This window comes from Photobacterium piscicola (assembly GCF_900166965.1).
GTDB classification, from domain to species: domain Bacteria; phylum Pseudomonadota; class Gammaproteobacteria; order Enterobacterales; family Vibrionaceae; genus Photobacterium; species Photobacterium piscicola.
The window spans coordinates 16,363-34,904 of sequence record NZ_FUZI01000016.1 but is presented as its reverse complement, the minus strand read 5'-3'; the positions used below and the strand labels follow the sequence as shown (position 1 = coordinate 34,904).

The following is an 18,542-nucleotide window of genomic DNA, read 5'->3' as shown; positions in this document are numbered from 1 at the left end:
GCAGAAAAATGCAGCTTTCATGCAGGAGATATGCGGTAAATAAACGTTAAAATACCACTTTTTTAACTAAGTCATGGTTTATTTTTGTGACAACTTTTGGATTAAAAATCGATCTGGCATGACCAGTTAAGTAAAGATGATTGATTCTGTTAGAATTATTGCCACAAATAATAGCATTATATTTTTTCAATCCAAGTGACTGAATGGCTTTGAATTCCTACTCAAATTGCTGTTTTCGTAAACAATTGGCTTTTATTGTCTTTGAACACTGGATATACTCACAGCAACTGTATAAAAAGACAGGTGACTCATGAAGCCGTTAACGCCGCGACAACAACAAGTCTTTGATTTAATCAAAGCAAAGATTGATGACTGTGGAATGCCACCAACACGTGCTGAAATTGCACGTGAACTTGGTTTCCGTTCTGCTAATGCAGCAGAAGAACATTTAAAAGCCTTAGCTCGTAAAGGTGTATTAGAAATTATTCCCGGCGCATCACGCGGGATCCGCTTATTAATTGCGGATGATGTTGCCGATGAAAAAGGGTTACCTTTAATTGGCCGTGTGGCTGCAGGTGAACCTATTTTAGCGCAAGAGCATGTTGAAGCGCATTATGAGGTTGATCCAAGCTTGTTTAAACCTCGCGCCGATTTCTTATTGCGTGTGAATGGTATGAGCATGAAAAACATCGGCATTATGGACGGTGATTTACTCGCTGTACATAAAACGCAAGATGTACATAATGGCCAAGTTGTTGTTGCTCGTGTGGATGACGAAGTGACGGTTAAACGACTGGATAAGCAGGGCTCAAAAGTATTACTTCATGCTGAAAATGAAGAATTTTCGCCGATTAAGGTTGATTTAGAGCATCAAAACTTAACCATTGAAGGTATTGCTGTTGGCGTGATCCGTAACGCTGATTGGATGTAACTATCCGCTAACGACAGATTGAGTCAACACCAAATAGCGTAGCGCATAAGCTGCGCTTTTTTTTTGCTTCGTAAAATGATTTTTGGCGATTATGTCTCGAATATCATTGGCTTATCTACTAATTTGTTAGTAATTATTTGTGGTGATTTTTTGCGCTATTGCTGTTTAGTGCCTAAGTTAAACATAGAGGAATGTTATTTTAGCTTTGCTGCGGGTGAATAAAAGTGTCGCTGCATGTGCTGTGGAAGGTGGAATGTCGCCGACAAAGGAGGTCAGGACGATGGTGCGTAAACTGATCGGTAGTAGTGGATTAATTGTATTTTCATCCCCATTGCTGGGTGAAACAATGCAACTTAATATGACGCGGGGTGTTACCGCAATAAGCCAAGATGTGTTTGGTTTACATATGACGATTCTTTATATCTGTATTGCTATCGGTGTGGTGGTATTTGGGGCCATGTTTTGGTCTATTTTCCACCATCGAAAATCAAAAGGTGCTGTTGCTGCCTCTTTTCATGAAAGTACCAAAGTTGAAATTATTTGGACGCTGATCCCCTTTATCATCTTAATTGCGATGGCTATTCCCGCTACGAAAACCTTACTTGCAATGGAAGACCCCTCTAAATCTGATCTCACTATTCAAGTGACAGGCTCGCAATGGAAATGGCATTACCGCTATTTTGATCAAGACGTTGAGTTTTATTCTCATCTCGCGACCAGTGCTGCTCAAATTGATAACCAACGCCCGAAAAGAGCCAATTATCTGTTAGAAGTTGACTATCCATTAGTGGTACCGATTAACAAAAAAATCCGTTTTTTAGTGACGTCACAAGATGTTATCCATTCTTGGTGGGTACCTGCGTTTGCCGTTAAAAAAGATGCTAATCCGGGGTTTATTAATGAAGCATGGACACGCATTGATGAACCGGGCATTTATCGAGGTCAGTGTGCGGAGTTGTGTGGTAAAGATCATGGTTTTATGCCAATTGTGGTGATTGCAAAAACACAGCCAGAGTACGACCAATGGCTGCAACAAACCCAAGCGAGTCAACGTCAAGCACGTGAGCAAGAACAGCGGTTATTAGATATGACCATGCCGATGGATGAATTAATGGTTTTGGGTGAAAAAACCTATAACAACCGTTGTGCGATGTGTCATCAAGCCAATGGTGAAGGGATTCCGGGGGCTTTTCCTGCATTAGCGGCTGAAGGGGTATCGATTGATCCGCAGCAGCGTATTGAACATATCAAAATTGTGGTGCATGGCAGTACGGGGACGGCGATGCAAGCTTTTGGCCCGCAATTAAGCCTTAAAGAATTAGCGGCCGTGATTACCTATGAACGTAATGCTTGGGGAAATAATACCGGAGAAACCGTGCAAGCCGCCGATGTTCAAGCAATTAAAAATGGACTGTAGTGATAAGGAATGACCAGCATGACGGATATATCGCCTCACCAACCTAGCGTTGATCACCATGAACATCATCCGCCAAAGGGAATTAAACGGTGGATCTTTACCACTAACCATAAAGACATTGGTTCGTTGTATTTGCTGTTTAGTTTGTCGATGTTTTTTATTGGCGGAGCGATGGCGATGGTTATTCGTGCTGAGTTATTTCAGCCCGGATTACAATTAGTTGAGCCTAACTTTTTTAATCAAATGACCACCGTTCATGGTTTGATTATGGTATTTGGTGCGGTGATGCCAGCCTTTACTGGTTTAGCTAATTGGATGATTCCATTAATGATTGGTGCGCCAGATATGGCATTGCCACGGATGAATAATTGGAGTTTTTGGATCCTACCATTTGCCTTTAGTTTGTTGTTGGCATCATTATTTATGGAAGGCGGCGGCCCGAATTTTGGCTGGACATTTTATGCACCGTTATCAACCACCTATAGCCCTGCGAGTACTGGATTGTTTGTGTTTGCGATTCATATTATGGGTATCAGTTCGATTATGGGGGCGATTAATGTGGTGGTCACCATTATCAATATGCGCGCTCCGGGCATGACTTACATGAAAATGCCGTTGTTTGTGTGGACATGGTTAATCACCGCTTTTTTATTGATAGCGGTAATGCCGGTGTTAGCGGGTGCGGTAACCATGGTATTAACCGATAAATATTTTGGTACCAGTTTTTTTGATGCCGCGGGTGGTGGCGATCCGGTGATGTTTCAACACATCTTTTGGTTTTTTGGTCACCCTGAAGTTTATATTATGATTTTGCCGAGTTTCGGTATTATTTCGGCCATTATCCCTGCATTTTCGCGTAAAAAACTCTTTGGTTATAGCTCCATGGTGTATGCCACCGCTTCGATTGCTGGACTGAGTTTTCTGGTGTGGGCACACCATATGTTTACCACTGGTATGCCTGTTGCGGCAGAGCTGTTTTTTATGTACTGCACCATGCTGATCTCTGTGCCTACGGGGGTGAAAGTGTTTAACTGGGTAGCCACTATGTGGCGCGGCTCATTGACCTTTGAAGTGCCGATGCTATTTGCGATTGCGTTTATTGTGTTGTTTACCATTGGTGGCTTTTCGGGATTGATGTTAGCTATTACGCCGGCTGATTTTCAATACCATGATACCTATTTTGTGGTGGCTCACTTTCATTATGTATTGGTGTCTGGGGCTATTTTTTCGATTATGGCAGCAGCGTATTACTGGCTCCCTAAATGGACAGGGCATATGTTCAATGAACGCCTAGCTCAATGGCATTTTTGGTGCTCATTAATTTCAGTCAATATTTTATTTTTCCCAATGCATTTTCTGGGATTAGCGGGAATGCCTCGGCGAATCCCTGACTATGCGTTGCAGTTTGCTGATATCAATGCGGTGGTCAGTATTGGTGGGTTTTTATTTGGCTTATCGCAGCTGTTATTTGTTGCAGTGGTGGTGAAGTGTATTCGCGGAGGAGAAAAAGCAGCATCAAAACCGTGGGAAGGTGCTGAAGGGTTGGAATGGACCGTTCCTTCTCCGGCGCCGTATCACACCTTTTCAACGCCACCTAAAATTGATTAACGGAGGCTGATATGGAATCGCAATCGAAACGCTCTGTTATTGCATTGGTGTTTGCAGCAATAGCCATGTTTGGATTTGCGTTTGCGTTAGTGCCGTTATATGACGTCTTTTGCGATATCACAGGAATTAATGGCAAAACAGCAACCACACCAACCAAGGTTAGCGACAATGTTGATCGTAGTCGAACCGTGACGGTTGAGTTTGTTGCTTATATTAATCCAAATGTGAAGTGGCAATTTACACCACAAGTGACGCAAGTTGATGTTCACCCAGGGGAAACAAAAATCATTAAATATGATGCTAAAAATCTCAATTCACAGCCGTCAATTGGACAAGCTGTACCCTCGGTAACTCCCGGCATTGCGGCGAAATATTTTAATAAAATTGAATGTTTCTGTTTTAACCATCAGCCACTAGCTGCGGGTGAACAAGCGCAATTACCGTTGGTGTTCTATGTCGATCCTGATTTACCGCGCGATATTACGGTGCTGACATTAGCCTATACGCTTTATGACGTGACCCCTGACGTGCAACCCCTTCCTCAATTGACTGAGCAAGAGAATGAGGTGAAAAATGTCGAATTCTTATAATGACTCCGAGCAGCCAGCGGTAGTAAATCCTGATGAATATTATGTTCCTGAAGCGAGTGGGTGGCCTATTTTAGGCGCTGTAGCATTATTTTTAATTGCTTTAGGTGCAGGCGCAACTGTGGGGGATTTATTAGCAGGACAAGGCCCCTGGATTTTATTAACTGGGGTTGGACTGCTTTTGCTGATGTTGATTGGCTGGTTTCGAGATGTTATTACGGAATCGATGGGAGGCTTATATAGTACTCAAATGGATCGCTCGTTTCGACAAGGCATGAGTTGGTTTATTTTTTCTGAAGTGATGTTTTTTGGTGCGTTTTTTGGGGCGTTATTTTATCTACGAATGATTGCTGTGCCATGGCTTGGCGGCGCCAGTAATAATGCAATGACCAATATGGTGTTGTGGCCTGATTTTATTGCCGATTGGCCGTTAGTGTTAACGCCAGATGGTACTGAAACGCAAGCTATGGGGCCGATTGGATTACCGTTGTATAATACGATTATTCTGCTTACCTCATCAATAACCCTCCATGTTGCTCATCTTGCATTAGAAAATAATCAACGGCGTCGATTAAGTCTGTTTTTATTAGTCACAGTACTACTTGGTGGCGTGTTTGTTTATCTACAAGCGGTGGAATATATCCATGCTTATCATGAGTTAAATCTACGTTTAGAAAGTGGTGTCTACGGCAATACTTTCTTTATGCTCACTGGCTTTCATGGTGTGCATGTCACTTTAGGTGCCATCTTATTATTTATAGTGTGGTGTCGAGTATTAAAAGGCCATTTTACCCCTAAGCATCATTTCGCTTTTCAGGCTGGAGCTTGGTATTGGCATTTTGTTGATGTGGTGTGGTTATGCTTGTTTGTGTTTGTTTATATTTTATAACCGCGACTGATTAAATAAATGATTACAGGATAATAAGTTATAGCGTGTATGGGTTTGGGTTTGGTTGAATAACTCCGGTCATTAAAGCGATAACTACCAGTCCAAATAATATCACTGCAATCAGTAATCGACGCCCAAGGTAATGCGATAACGGACGTGATGATTGGCCTTTAATGATGGCTGGTAATGCACAAAATAAGCACATTACCATCAATAGTAATAATATGATAAATAACAATTTAATCAGCATTTAATGTGCTCCTTTGTGGTTGTTTTAAGCATAGCGGGTTTTAACGGTTAGCGATAATAAGGAGAGGTAATGTTGCGAACTGTCGCTTTTATTGTTTTTTCTATTGCTGTGGTAAGTTTGCTACTCAAACTTAGCTGGTGGCAATTGAGTCGTGCCGATGAAAAAAAACAGCTGCAATCACAAATTCGAGATCGCCAACACAGCATGATTGTTGATTTAGTTCAGCTACCTGCTGAGCCGTTATGGCACAGCGTGACACTGGAAGGTGAATTTGATAATCAACATCCTATTTTGTTGGATAACCAACTTTATCGTGGTCGTTCGGGGTATCACCTCTATTTACCATTTATCAGTCAACAACAACGAATATTAGTTAATGTTGGTTGGATTGCTGCACCACCATACCGTGAAATATTACCGATATTGCCTCAATTTAAAGGGCGTACAGTGATTCATGGCGTGATTGCTCCGGCTCAGAAACTGTTGCAATTTAAACCTGACTCTACTCAACAGCAATGGCCACTACGTGTGCAAAATATTGAATTAGAATGGCTTTCTCAACGATTGCAACAGCCGTTATTACCCTGGGTTATTCAAATATCAGCTTCAAGTCCAACCGCTCTTATTCAAACATGGCAACCTGTCGTGATGGGGCCTAAGAAACATTATGGTTATGCGATACAGTGGTTTCTACTCGCGATTGCTGTCGGTGTTATTTCTTTATTATGGTTACGCAGGGAGCGCGAAGAATGAAAAAATATCAATTATTATTAGTGATTGCCTTAGTGTTTGCACTACCGATTATTATTGCAAAAGTGATATTACAGCAGCAATGGTATCAAGGTGGGGCGATGAATCGAGGCCAGCTGCTACACCCAACAATGACGATAACTGCATTTTCAAAACCACAAACATGGCAACTGATTTATTGGTTACCATCTGCCTGTGACGAACGCTGCCAAGGGGCATTATTTAATTTACGTCAAGTGCCGCAAGCCGCTGGCGCTGATAATGGGCGGCTACAAAGTGTGGTTCTTGTTGCTGATCAACAACCGTCATCTCATGCCTTATTACAGGGATTAGAACAGCACCCAGTGAATGCCGCATTACGGCAGCAATTAGCCCAATTAGAATATGGTTTAACCTCGATTTATATTGCTGATCCGCACGGTAATCTGTTAATGGCATATCCCTTAGTTGCCGGCGAAGTGGCTATCTTAAAGCAGGGTAAAGATGTATTACGTGACTTAAAAAGGCTGCTAAAAGTCTCAAAAATTGGCTAAGTCATTGCGGTTATTATGGAGGATAACAAATGATTACCACCAACAATAATGATCGATACTTCTTTTATCTCGTTAGTTTTAGTTTTGTTTTATCACTAGCCGTGGTGGCATTAGGTGCGTTTACTCGCTTAACGGAAGCAGGTCTTGGTTGTCCTGATTGGCCTGGTTGCTACGGTTTTTTAACTGTACCTCAAACGGTTGCTGAACAGCAAACGGCCGCTGACTATTTCCCTCAAACACCACTTGAACCTCAAAAAGCTTGGAATGAAATGCTACATCGCTATATCGCAGGTAGTTTAGGTGTGTTTATTTTAGCTATCAATCTTATGGCGTGGCGACAATCATCCCGACCTAAATTATTGCCAGTGTTGTTGCTATTAATGGTTATCTTTCAAGCCGTATTAGGTATGTGGACGGTGACTTTAGTGCTTATGCCTGTGGTGGTAATGGCACACTTATTAGGGGGCTTTACCATTGTTTGCTTACTGTGGTTATTACGGTTACAGCTATCTTCACCTCTCGTTAATATGGTTCATATTGAATTAAAAACAGTCTCTAGGCTGCGAATAGTAGCAATATTCAGTGTAGTGGTGGTCGTTTGCCAAATAGCGTTAGGGGGCTGGACCGCCGCTAATTATGCAGCCTTAGTGTGTAGTCAATTACCTATTTGTGAAGCTAATTGGCAGCAGTTATTTGATAGTAAAGCTTTTTTATTAATACAGCCACAGCATGATAGTTATCAATATGGGGTGCTTGATTACGGACAGCGAGTTTCCATTCATGTGGTACATCGCCTTGGTGCGATAGTAACAACTGTGGTGGTATTAGCGATGGCGTGGTTATGTTGGTTACAGCCCGCATTACGAAGTAATAGTTTGGTTTTGGTGTTGTTGCTGACACTACAAATTGCATTAGGCGTGACCAATGTTGTTGCCAGTTTGCCTATTGCTGTTGCGGTCGCACATAACATTACTGGGTTGGGGTTATTAGTGGCGATGGTAACGGTTAACTATCGAGTAAGGCGTTGTTCGCAATCATCACTCTGCATAGAACAACCGTTAAGGGAGGATCAATCTCATGGATAAATTACAATGGCTTGAGCGTGGTAATACATTATCAGCACCAACGGCAATCTGGCGTGATTATCTCACCATGACTAAGCCTAAAGTAGTGGCAATGTTATTGTTAACAGCCTTAGTCGGTATGTGTCTTGCTGTACCTACGGTGCCAACGATAGAGGTGGTGATATTAGGGTTAGCAGGGATCGGTTTGCAATCAGCCGCCGCTGCTGTGTTTAATCATGTGCTTGATCGTCGCTTTGATGCTCAAATGGCACGTACTTATCATCGTCCATTAGCTAAAGGACGCATAGCAACCTCAAAAGCGGTGTTGTTTGCATGTGTATTAATGGTCTCGGGGTTTATTATATTGTGGCAGCTTAACCCCTTAACCGCATGGCTGACGATGGCAAGTTTAGTTGGTTATGCGGTGATTTATACTGTGTGGTTAAAGCATGCAACTCCGCAAAATATTGTGATTGGCGGTTTAGCCGGAGCGGCACCACCATTACTGGGTTGGACTGCCGTGACGGGAAGTTTGAATCCCCACGCGTTATTATTAGTAATGTTAGTGTTTGCGTGGACGCCGCCCCATTTTTGGGCATTGGCGATCCATCGGCGTGATGATTATGCTAAAGCTGGCATTCCAATGTTGCCGGTGACACATGGCATTGCATACACAAAAACCATGGTGTTGTTTTATACCTTGTTATTGTTTGCCGTTGGATTATTACCGTGGTTAACCGCCATGAGTGGCTATGTTTATCTTATCGGTAGTAGTGTCTTGAACCTTGGCTTTATTGGGTATGCGATTAAACTTAAATTCTTTGATAGTACTGGTCACGCTTGGGCGACATTTAAGTATTCAATCTGGCATTTATTAACATTGTTTGTAGTGTTATTGGTTGATCATTGGTGGTTAAACTGGGGAGTAAAATACTAGTAATGTGAGCAGTTGCTCTGTTGTTACTAGGATCAGACTGTTGTCACTGTCTTCAAATAGGTACACTAAGCCCTTATTTAACCTCAAGTAAGGGACGAGTGTGCTGGCTGCATTAAAAGATAAATCACTGCATTATCAAGTTTTCGCATTAGCACTGCCTATGGTGCTATCTAATATTACCGTCCCCTTACTTGGATTAGTCGATGCCGCGGTGATCGGCCATCTTGATCAATCGTGGTATTTAGGTGGTGTGGCTGTTGGCGGCACCATGATTAATGTCACTTTTTGGCTGCTTGGCTTTTTACGGATGGCCACCACTGGCATTACTGCACAAGCGCAAGGTAGTGCAGATAAAGATGCCCAAGCCGTAATTTTTGTTCAAGGCATGGCGTTGGCGTGGCTATTTGGTGTCGCATTAGTTGTATTACACCAACCAGTAAGCCAAGTTATTTTTCACTTTAGTAGTGCTGGCAGTGAAGTCAAACTGTATGCCGCGCAATATTTCTCTATTCGTATTTGGGGCGCGCCTGCTGCTCTCGCTAATTTTGTAATCATGGGTTGGTTGCTTGGTATGCAAAATGCCAAATTACCGATGTGGCTATTAATTGTAACGAACGTTGTCAATATAGCGCTAGATTTGCTGTTTGTACTGGGTTTTGGTTGGAAAGTACAAGGTGCCGCGGCAGCGTCAGTGATTGCCGATTACAGTGGCATGATATTGGGATTGTGGTTTGTGGCTCAACAATGGCTACAGTTAGGATTACCCCCGTTAAAACAAAAGTTAGCCAGTGTTCGCCATGGTATGGGACGATTACTTAAACTTAATCGTGACATCTTTTTACGTAGTTTATGTTTACAAGCCACTTTTACTTTTATGACTTTTCAAGGGGCACACCTAGGCGATAATGTTGTAGCTGCCAATGCTGTATTAATGAGTTTCCTAATGTTAGTTTCCTATGCAATGGATGGCTTTGCTTATGCGATGGAAGCTTTAGTAGGGAAAGCAGTAGGGGCTAGAAATAAAGGTCAGCTAGAGCGTTATTTGGTGGGAACTACATTTTGGAGTTTATTAATCTCATTAGTGCTAACCGCTATTTTTGTACTCTTTGGAACCCAAATTATTGGTGTAATTTCTGATATTCCAGCGGTACAACAACAAGCGGATCAATATTTACCTTGGTTAACGGCTGTGCCTTTGGTTGCAATGTGGTGTTTTTTATTGGATGGAGTCTTTATTGGAGCGACACGAGGTAGAGACATGCGTAACAGTATGTTTTTAGCTACGTGTGGTTTTTTTGCGATTTGGTGGGCAATGAGTAGCTATGGTAATCATGCTTTATGGGCGGCAATGATTGGTTTTATGGCGTTACGAGGGGGAATATTAGCTGTGAGATTTATCTCTTTATGGCGAAAAAATATATTTTTGCCACATGCTTAATAAACAATAAGTTATATTTACAAAGTATACTATTGATGATTTTTTGTACAAAAAAGTCTTTCAATCCTGATTGTGATTTGCTTAAATGCGTTCACTTCTTATCCAGGTGGTGCGAATGACAACTAAGATTATAGGTTATTTTTTACTGGTACTGAGTTTAACCTTCAGTATTCATAGCTATGCCAGTAGTTTCAAGAAATTAAATGTTACAGCAACAGCATATAATTCAGTACGAGCACAAACGGATTCAAATCCAAGCATTGCCGCTTGGGGGGATCGTTTAAAACCTGGCATGAAAGCCATCGCTGTTTCTCGTGATTTACTCAAAATGGGATTAAAGCGTGGTTCTAAAGTTAAAATCTCAGGTTTACCCGGTGAGTACGTGGTGCTAGATAAAATGCATCATCGTTGGAATCGCAAAATAGATATCTATATGGGTAAAGATGTTAGAGCGGCTAAGAAGTGGGGAAAACGGCGGGTAACTATTACCGTTATTAGGGCATAAAACGTTTTATTATGAGTATTTTTTATTGTTGGGATTGATCGGTAAATATATTCTTGATTAACTATTTTTGGTTTAATACCACGTTTTGATTCTCAAGGCGTGTAGACAATGAAAAAGTCGATCTATTTTATTCTGTTATTGTCACTGTTTTTTAGCTTTCAAAGCTCAGCTCATTCAGTCAAAACATTACGTGTTACCGCGAGTGCTTATAACTCAGTAGCAGTACAAACTAATCATCATCCCAATCTTACTGCTTGGGGAGTGCGTTTAAAGCCCGGAATGAAAGCTGTGGCTATATCGCGTGATTTACTCCGCAAGGGACTTAAAAAGGGTTCTCGAATTACCATTCAAGGACTCTCTGGGGAATATGTTGTGTTAGATAAAATGCATCGCCGTTGGCATAATAAGATTGATATTTATATGGGCAACGATATAAAGGCAGCCCGGAAATGGGGTAAACGAAATGTCACGATTACTGTACTTGATTGACGTTTAATGTTTTGTCTTAAAATAAGTTAATAAAAAAGCCGCATATCGATGCGGCTTTTTGCTATCTGTAATGAGTGGCTCAAAACGATTAATAATAAGAATGATCGCCACGAGCGTGATCGGTAATATCACGTGCACCCGTTAACTCGCCTTCAAATTGTGCTAATAGCTCTTTCTCGATGCCTTCTTTTAGCGTGACATCAACCATTGAACAACCATTACAACCGCCGCCAAATTGTAGAATGGCAACACCATCTTCAGTAATTTCAGACAATGATACATTACCACCATGGCCTGCAAGCTGAGGATTGATTTGCGTTTGTAATACGTAATCAACGCGTTCAATTAATGATGCATCATCAGCCACTTTACGCACTTTTGCGTTAGGTGCTTTTAATGTTAGCTGTGAACCCATTTTGTCAGTAACAAAATCAATTTCAGCGTCATCAAGGAAGGGAAGGCTTAATTCATCAATAAAAGCAGAGAATAGCTCAAGTTTCATTTCTGTATCACTTGCTTCAACCGCATCTTGTGGGCAGTAGGATACGCCACATTCAGCACTTTGAGTGCCTGGGTTTACAACAAAAACACGGATATTAGTACCCTCAGGCTGCTGAGCAAGAAGCTTGCTAAAGTGCTGCTGAGCGTTTTCAGTAATAGTGATCATGGACACGATGTAATACCTGACTTATTTAGTAAGTTTTATTCATTCTACTCTTTGTGAGTGATTGTCGCATCTCTAAAGCGACATTTTTTATTTGACCACGTTTTATTAATTAATGCGCGTCTTTTTTGCGCAATATTAATTAACTAATTGTTCAGTATGACATAACGTATAAATATCGACTTGTTTAACGCCACGCTGAATCAGTAATCGAGTGAGTTGATCGACGGTCGCACCCGTAGTGACAACATCGTCAACAATAGCGACATGGTCTGGTAATGTTATTGGTCGCAATTGAAACGCATGGTGTAAGTTATGTCGCCGTTGGTTTTGTGTCAGTTGTTGCTGGGGTTGAGTATGTCGTAAACGCTGAAATACACGGTGATTAACGCGACTATTTAAAATTGCGCCAAGGGCCAATGCCAGTTGATGGCTCTGATTAAAACCGCGCTGGCTGTAACGTCGCCAATGCAAAGGAACGGGCAATAAGAGAGGGGCTGGCTGAGTAATTTGGTGGGCCAACTGTTGTGCCAATGGTCGTGCCAGCCAAAATTTTCCGCAAAATTTTAGTTGATGTACCAGTTGTTGTAGTGGGGGGCGATATTCACCTAAACGGTAAAGACGATGCCAACGTGGCGGTTGGGTGAGGCAATGACCACAATGGGCGACGCTGGTTAGGGTGGTTGAACCACAATGGTGACAATAGGGCGGTGATGGAAAATGTGAGATACAGTGCTGACACCAATAATGTTCAGCGTGGGCTAAAGGGAGTTGGCACAAGCCGCAATGTCGAAATAACAAATGATATAAATTATCTCGCCATGATGGCATTCTGTTTGGCATCATTATTACTCATTCACAATTGATGCAAGGAAATATAAATGACATCACTGTTTAATTGGCACAGTGAAGGCCAAGGACCTGATCTGGTTCTCATTCATGGATGGGGAATGAATACGGGTGTATGGCAAGATGTGATCCCACAACTAAGTCAGCACTATTGTGTTCATTGGTGCGATCTTCCCGGTTATGGTGATAATGCTACGATTGTTGCGCCATCATTAACTGATATTGTGAATGTGTTATTGGCACAAGCCCCGGCTCACGCTGTTTGGCTCGGGTGGTCACTAGGTGGCATTATTGCCAGCCAAGTGGCCTTGACTGCATCACAACGGGTTACACAATTGATTACCGTTGCAAGCTCACCCTGTTTTATGTCTCGAACAGATTGGATGGGTATTCAACCTCGCGTTCTGGCTAACTTTCAAACCCAGCTCGTCACTGATTTCGCACTCACTATTGAACGCTTTTTAGTATTACAGGCTTTGGGGAGTCAAACAGCAAAAGAGGATATTCGCCAATTAAAAGCAGCAGTGTTATCTCGGCCGCAACCGCAATTAGCCGCCTTAACGCTAGGGCTAGAATTATTAGAGAACATTGATTTACGCCAATCACTGACAGAATTATCACAACCATGGTTGCGTGTGTACGGTCGATTAGATGCTCTTGTGCCGATTAAAACTGAATCGCAATTAAGCGTGTTATATCCTCAATCACAACGTTATGTTTTTGCTAACGCATCTCATGCACCGTTTATTTCTCATTTGGATGAATTTATTACAGTAATAAAGACATTCATAGATTAATCAGTTTTAGTGCTTTACGTCAGACAATGAAATTTATAACGGTCGGTATAGGTAAATAATTAACGTGAGCGGTCGATATTATGACTAAGATGATATAACTGTATTTCGAGCATAGTGACAATGGATTATCTACTATGGTGATTGCGCCGTTACAATCAACAACACCAGTATTAGCGACGACTATTAATCCATTAACGGATCAAGTTACGCGGGACAACCGTGTGCGTGAAAAGATTGTACCGATTGTTGAAAGTAGGGCGGCAGCCGCTGAAAATGCTCTTAGTGCAGAAGAGAAACAACGTAATAAACCGAGTTGGGACCCAAGTGAACATCCTGATTATGCGCAACCACAAGCGATGACTTTTAAAGGTTATCAGCAGCAGTTAGCACAGCTAGTGGCGGTTCTTTCGTTGGGGAATTATGTGACACCAGATCAGCCATTAGGTTATTCGATGCACATTGAACTTCCCCGAGAATTATTACAACAATTAGCGCTCATCAGTGCCAGTGAACGCACCAAAGGTGTTGTGAGCCATCATTACGCGCAAGCGACATTGCCCAATCCTCCCACGCAATATCTTAGTGTTATCTAAAACAACAGCCAGCGTTAATGGCTGGCTGTTGAGAGGTACCATGATATCAGTGGTAATTATTTTTTCTTAGCGTTAGCAAATGCCGCAGCAAAAGCACCGCCCATTGGAGGTGAGTTCTTTTGTGGTGCAGATGTGTTGGTTTGACGTGGCTGCTGATGAGATGGTTGCTGGCGAGGTGCTGGCGTTGATTGACGAGTGGGCTTTTCCTGTCCAGGCTCATCACTTAAACGCATCGTCATTGCAATACGTTTACGCTGAATATCAACTTCCATCACTTTAACTTTAACCACATCACCGGCTTTAACCACTTCTCGTGGATCTGAAATAAATTTATCAGATAGAGCAGAGATATGGATCAAACCATCTTGGTGCACACCAACATCGACGAAAGCGCCAAAGTTGGTCACGTTGGTGATCACGCCTTCTAATACCATTCCTGGTATTAAATCTTTTACTTCATTTATACCATCAGCAAAGGTGGCCGTTGTGAACTCAGGACGTGGATCGCGACCGGGTTTATCGAGTTCGCTAATAATGTCTGTTACGGTCGGTAAACCAAAATGAGTATCAGTATAATCGATAGCATTAAGGTTACGTAAAAAGTCACTATTACCAATAATAGCGTCAACAGGTTTGTTATTGGCTGCTGATATTGCTTTAACGACCGCATAAGACTCAGGGTGAACCGCAGAGCCATCAAGAGGGTTTTTACCGTTCATGATTCGTAAGAAACCCGCACATTGTTCAAATGCCTTTGGCCCTAAACGTGCGACTTTTTTAAGGGCTGTACGTGCATCAAAGCGGCCATTTTCATCTCGATAATTGACAATGTTCTGGGCAATAGTGGCATTTAAACCAGCAACACGTGTTAGTAATGCTGCGGAGGCCGTGTTTACATCAACACCAACGGCGTTTACACAGTCTTCGACCACTACATCCAAACGTTTAGCAAGCATGCTTTGGCTAACATCATGCTGGTATTGGCCAACACCGATGGATTTCGGATCGATTTTAACTAGCTCTGCCAATGGGTCTTGTAGACGACGACCAATGGAGACCGCACCACGAATCGACACATCCATATTAGGAAATTCTTTGGCGGCTAATTCTGATGCTGAGTAAACTGATGCACCGGCTTCACTGACCATTACACTTTGTACTTTAAGCTGATTATCTTTAATAAGCTTTGTGACAAATGCATCTGTTTCACGTGAAGCAGTGCCATTACCAATCGCAATTAAATTAACGTTATGCTTATTGATCAGCGCGACAACGACTTTGGTTGATTCAGTAATTTTATTATGTGGTTGGTGAGGGTAGATGGTGGCGGTATCTAAAACTTTACCAGTTTCATCAACCACGGCAATCTTACTGCCTGTTCGTAAACCGGGATCAAGTGCTAGTGTGACTCGTGGACCCGCAGGTGCTGCCATTAATAAGTCATGCAGGTTATCAGCAAAAACTTGGATTGCGCCATCTTCAGCTTTTTCACGCAAAACGCTCATAAGCTCAGTTTCCATGTGCATTAAAATCTTAATGCGCCATGTCCAACTGATCACTTGTTTGCGCCATGCATCTGCTGCTTGAGTGCCCAGAGTAACGTTATAATGCTCAGCAATGATGATTTCACAATATGAACTACGAACGGCTTGGTCTTTATTGGGATCAGCATTCAGTGATAGTTGTAGAAAGCCTTCATTACGACCACGGAATAATGCTAACGCACGGTGGGACGGAATATTTTTAATCAGCTCGTTATAGTCAAAGTAATCTTTAAATTTAGCGCCGTCATGTTCCTTACCTTCAATGATACGTGAAGTAAGTTCAGCATAAGTATTTAGTTGACGACGGATTTTTTCAAGTAGTGCTGCATCTTCAGCAAACTGTTCCATTAAAATGGCACGCGCACCATCTAGTACAGCTTTACTATCAGCAAAGCCTTGCTCTGGATTTAAATATTGCTCTGCTGTGGTTTCTGGTGAGTGTTGAGGTTGATTCCATAACAGTTCAGCCAGGGGAGCGATACCAGCTTCAATCGCAATCTGACCTTTGGTGCGGCGTTTTTGTTTGTAAGGCAGGTAGAGATCTTCAAGACGAGTTTTACTGTCAGCACTATTAATTTCAGCCGCTAGTGCAGGCGTGAGTTTACCTTGCTCGGTAATGGATTTTAGAATGACCTGACGGCGGCTATCGAGTTCACGTAAGTAGCCTAAACGTGATTCTAAATTACGAAGTTGAGTGTCATCCAATTCGCCAGTAACTTCTTTACGGTAACGGGCAATGAAAGGCACTGTGTTGCCGTCATCAAGTAAGGTGACGGCCGCATTGACTTGTTCCGTGCGTACATTCAGTTCGGTGGCGATCTGGTGGTTGATAGCGTTGCTCATCCGTTGATTTCTCTTGTTGATCGTTAAGCGTCCATTCTACGGCTGAATCTTGATCTGGCAAGTCAACCGCGGTGAAGAGTGTGTCAGACTGCATAAAGCGAGTCATTTTTTATTGTCTGTTACTAATAATAGCGGGTTGGCGGTTGGTTTCGATGTGATTTAATCATGGTAACGAATACGATTAATAAACCATGTTTTTTTGCCTAGTGGCGTTGGTACTACTGCATCATCGTCAACCTGCTTACTTAATAAAGCGCGTGCCATAGGGGAGTCGATTGAGATGTAATCATTACGGCCATAGATCTCATCAGGGCCCACGATGCGAAAGGTTTTTTGTTCACCCGCCTCATTTTCAATCTCGACCCAAGCACCAAAGAAGACTTTGCCGTCTTGTTGAGGGGAGTAATCAATAACTTTAACCGCTTCTAAACGTTTTCGTAAAAAGCGTACTCGACGATCAATTTCACGTAATCGTTTCTTATTATATTGATAATCCGCATTTTCACTGCGGTCGCCTAAACTCGCCGCCCAAGTCACTTTTTTGGTGACTTCAGGGCGATCTTCACGCCATAAATAATTTAATTCTTGTTCTAATTTATCAAACCCTTCCCGGGTAATTAAATTGGTTCTCATCATTATTCTCAAACAATAGTTTGGCATTGTTCTATCATCGCTAGGGTAAAATAGAAAGCAATAACACGATAAAATATGACCGTTAAATGGGGGATAATTCGCTGAAGGAATTAATTGTTAACGGGGCGCGAATCAGTCAAATGTGATCTTGTTTACGTCGTAAATTAATCTCTCAAGTAAAGTAGTGTTCAGAGTTGAATCACCATGCTATAAAGGCATATCAAAAGGGATGTTGTTAGAGATGATGATAATACTAATAACACAATCATGATAATAATTAGCATGTTATAATCATTATTATGCCGTAATTAGTGTGTGTCGGTAATAATTACTCCCCTATAATCAATATAGGCTGTGATAATGTTCACTTCGATTGATTTGGTTGAATGTTCTTAGGCAACCGTGATTGAGGTGAAGATGTTCACCGCTAAATTAAACGTTAGTTATTACGACTGCGTACATTTAGTAACAATACGTTATCGTGATCGATGAAGGTGAAAAATGCAGGAAAATTATAAGATTTTAGTGGTCGATGACGACATGCGTTTACGTGCGTTACTTGAACGTTATCTTTCTGAGCAAGGGTTCCAAGTACGCAGTGTCGCTAATGGCGAACAAATGGATCGTTTACTTGCACGTGAAACTTTTCACCTGATGGTATTGGATTTAATGTTACCAGGTGAAGATGGTTTATCTATTTGTCGTCGCTTACGTAATGCTAACAACATGCTGCCTATTCTAATGCTAACGGCGAAAGGCGATGAAGTTGATCGTATTGTCGGGCTTGAAGTCGGTGCAGATGATTATTTACCAAAACCGTTTAATCCACGTGAATTACTTGCCCGTATTCGCGCTGTTTTACGTCGTCAAACCATTGAAGCGCCGGGTGCGCCAAGTGTTTCCAGTAAAGTGATTGAGTTCGGTGAATTCCGTCTAAATCTTGGCACCCGTGAAATGTTCCGCGGTGATGCTCCTATGCCACTGACATCGGGTGAGTTTGCGGTATTAAAAGCCCTTGTAACTAATGCACGTGAGCCAATGTCACGGGATAAATTGATGAACATGGCGCGTGGTCGTGAATATTCAGCAATGGAACGTTCAATTGATGTGCAGATTTCACGTCTACGTCGAATGGTTGAAGAAGATCCTAGTCGTCCGCGTTATATTCAAACGGTATGGGGTTTAGGATACGTGTTTGTCCCTGATGGTCGTGAGGCGTAA

At 42.1% G+C, this 18,542-nt stretch carries 21 protein-coding genes; 15 read left to right on the top strand and 6 right to left on the bottom strand.

Annotation, left to right across the window (positions count from 1 at the left end):
• Positions 1-310: 310 nt before the first annotated feature.
• The 5 genes from lexA (at position 311) to CZ809_RS19710 (ending at position 5,432) form a co-directional block, all read left to right on the top strand.
• Positions 311-931 carry a transcriptional repressor LexA gene (lexA, locus tag CZ809_RS19730; protein ID WP_080159228.1) on the top strand — a complete coding sequence of 207 codons (621 nt, stop codon included), beginning with the start codon at positions 311-313 and terminating at the stop codon, positions 929-931.
• Positions 932-1,211: 280 nt separating this feature from the next.
• A complete protein-coding gene (gene coxB / locus CZ809_RS19725) occupies positions 1,212-2,348 on the top strand; it encodes a cytochrome c oxidase subunit II (protein ID WP_080159227.1) in 1,137 nt (378 codons plus the stop codon).
• A gap of 18 nt (positions 2,349-2,366) precedes the next feature.
• A complete protein-coding gene (ctaD, locus tag CZ809_RS19720; RefSeq protein WP_080159226.1) occupies positions 2,367-3,956 on the top strand; it encodes a cytochrome c oxidase subunit I in 1,590 nt (529 codons plus the stop codon).
• Between the two features lie 11 nt (positions 3,957-3,967).
• Positions 3,968-4,546, top strand: coding sequence for a cytochrome c oxidase assembly protein (locus tag CZ809_RS19715; RefSeq protein ID WP_080159225.1), 579 nt, complete (start codon positions 3,968-3,970; stop codon positions 4,544-4,546).
• A complete protein-coding gene (locus CZ809_RS19710) occupies positions 4,530-5,432 on the top strand; it encodes a cytochrome c oxidase subunit 3 (protein ID WP_080159224.1) in 903 nt (300 codons plus the stop codon). The genes CZ809_RS19715 and CZ809_RS19710 overlap by 17 nt, the downstream gene beginning before the upstream one ends.
• Before the next feature lie 37 nt (positions 5,433-5,469).
• Here CZ809_RS19710 and CZ809_RS19705 read toward each other — a convergent pair whose 3' ends face one another.
• Positions 5,470-5,682: a DUF2909 family protein gene (locus CZ809_RS19705; RefSeq protein ID WP_080159223.1), complete on the bottom strand. Its 213-nt coding sequence runs from the start codon at positions 5,680-5,682 to the stop codon at positions 5,470-5,472.
• A gap of 69 nt (positions 5,683-5,751) precedes the next feature.
• Here CZ809_RS19705 and CZ809_RS19700 point away from each other — a divergent pair, with 69 nt between their 5' ends.
• The 7 genes from CZ809_RS19700 (at position 5,752) to CZ809_RS19670 (ending at position 11,398) form a co-directional block, all read left to right on the top strand.
• Positions 5,752-6,435 carry an SURF1 family protein gene (locus CZ809_RS19700; RefSeq protein ID WP_235865985.1) on the top strand — a complete coding sequence of 228 codons (684 nt, stop codon included), beginning with the start codon at positions 5,752-5,754 and terminating at the stop codon, positions 6,433-6,435.
• Positions 6,432-6,965: a redox-active disulfide-containing membrane protein gene (locus CZ809_RS19695; RefSeq protein ID WP_080159222.1), complete on the top strand. Its 534-nt coding sequence runs from the start codon at positions 6,432-6,434 to the stop codon at positions 6,963-6,965. Before CZ809_RS19700 ends, CZ809_RS19695 begins: the two co-directional genes overlap by 4 nt.
• Positions 6,966-6,994: 29 nt before the next feature.
• Positions 6,995-8,050 carry a COX15/CtaA family protein gene (locus CZ809_RS19690; RefSeq protein ID WP_080159221.1) on the top strand — a complete coding sequence of 352 codons (1,056 nt, stop codon included), beginning with the start codon at positions 6,995-6,997 and terminating at the stop codon, positions 8,048-8,050.
• Positions 8,043-8,966, top strand: coding sequence for a heme o synthase (gene cyoE, locus CZ809_RS19685; RefSeq protein ID WP_080159220.1), 924 nt, complete (start codon positions 8,043-8,045; stop codon positions 8,964-8,966). Before CZ809_RS19690 ends, cyoE begins: the two co-directional genes overlap by 8 nt.
• Before the next feature lie 100 nt (positions 8,967-9,066).
• Positions 9,067-10,404, top strand: coding sequence for an MATE family efflux transporter DinF (dinF, locus tag CZ809_RS19680; protein WP_080159219.1), 1,338 nt, complete (start codon positions 9,067-9,069; stop codon positions 10,402-10,404).
• 115 nt (positions 10,405-10,519) lie between these two features.
• Positions 10,520-10,909: a 3D domain-containing protein gene (locus CZ809_RS19675; protein WP_080159218.1), complete on the top strand. Its 390-nt coding sequence runs from the start codon at positions 10,520-10,522 to the stop codon at positions 10,907-10,909.
• Positions 10,910-11,017: 108 nt separating this feature from the next.
• Complete coding sequence (locus tag CZ809_RS19670; protein WP_080159217.1) at positions 11,018-11,398, top strand: 3D domain-containing protein; 381 nt, start codon at positions 11,018-11,020, stop codon at positions 11,396-11,398.
• Between the two features lie 88 nt (positions 11,399-11,486).
• Here CZ809_RS19670 and nfuA read toward each other — a convergent pair whose 3' ends face one another.
• Entirely contained in the window at positions 11,487-12,071 is a 585-nt protein-coding gene (gene nfuA / locus CZ809_RS19665; RefSeq protein ID WP_199190754.1) for a Fe-S biogenesis protein NfuA, read from the bottom strand.
• A 129-nt stretch (positions 12,072-12,200) separates the two neighbouring features.
• Positions 12,201-12,908, bottom strand: coding sequence for a phosphoribosyltransferase family protein (locus tag CZ809_RS19660; protein WP_080159215.1), 708 nt, complete (start codon positions 12,906-12,908; stop codon positions 12,201-12,203).
• Between the two features lie 35 nt (positions 12,909-12,943).
• Between CZ809_RS19660 and bioH the strand changes: the two genes are divergently transcribed.
• Together bioH and CZ809_RS19650 are read left to right on the top strand one after the other, a co-directional pair.
• Entirely contained in the window at positions 12,944-13,708 is a 765-nt protein-coding gene (gene bioH, locus CZ809_RS19655; RefSeq protein WP_080159214.1) for a pimeloyl-ACP methyl ester esterase BioH, read from the top strand.
• 134 nt (positions 13,709-13,842) lie between these two features.
• On the top strand, positions 13,843-14,301 hold the full coding sequence (locus tag CZ809_RS19650; RefSeq protein ID WP_080159213.1) for an ATP-dependent Lon protease: 459 nt from the start codon (positions 13,843-13,845) through the stop codon (positions 14,299-14,301).
• 56 nt (positions 14,302-14,357) lie between these two features.
• Here the strand turns inward: CZ809_RS19650 and CZ809_RS19645 are convergent, their stop codons facing one another.
• From CZ809_RS19645 to greB, 3 genes are all read right to left on the bottom strand, one after another.
• Positions 14,358-16,688, bottom strand: a complete 2,331-nt coding sequence (locus CZ809_RS19645) for a Tex family protein (protein ID WP_080159212.1) — start codon at positions 16,686-16,688, stop codon at positions 14,358-14,360.
• On the bottom strand, positions 16,606-16,782 hold the full coding sequence (locus tag CZ809_RS21210) for a hypothetical protein (RefSeq protein WP_158258929.1): 177 nt from the start codon (positions 16,780-16,782) through the stop codon (positions 16,606-16,608). Before CZ809_RS21210 ends, CZ809_RS19645 begins: the two co-directional genes overlap by 83 nt.
• 65 nt (positions 16,783-16,847) lie before the next feature.
• Entirely contained in the window at positions 16,848-17,321 is a 474-nt protein-coding gene (gene greB, locus CZ809_RS19640; protein ID WP_080159211.1) for a transcription elongation factor GreB, read from the bottom strand.
• 501 nt (positions 17,322-17,822) lie between these two features.
• Here greB and ompR point away from each other — a divergent pair.
• Positions 17,823-18,542: an osmolarity response regulator transcription factor OmpR gene (ompR, locus tag CZ809_RS19635; RefSeq protein ID WP_060997756.1), complete on the top strand. Its 720-nt coding sequence runs from the start codon at positions 17,823-17,825 to the stop codon at positions 18,540-18,542.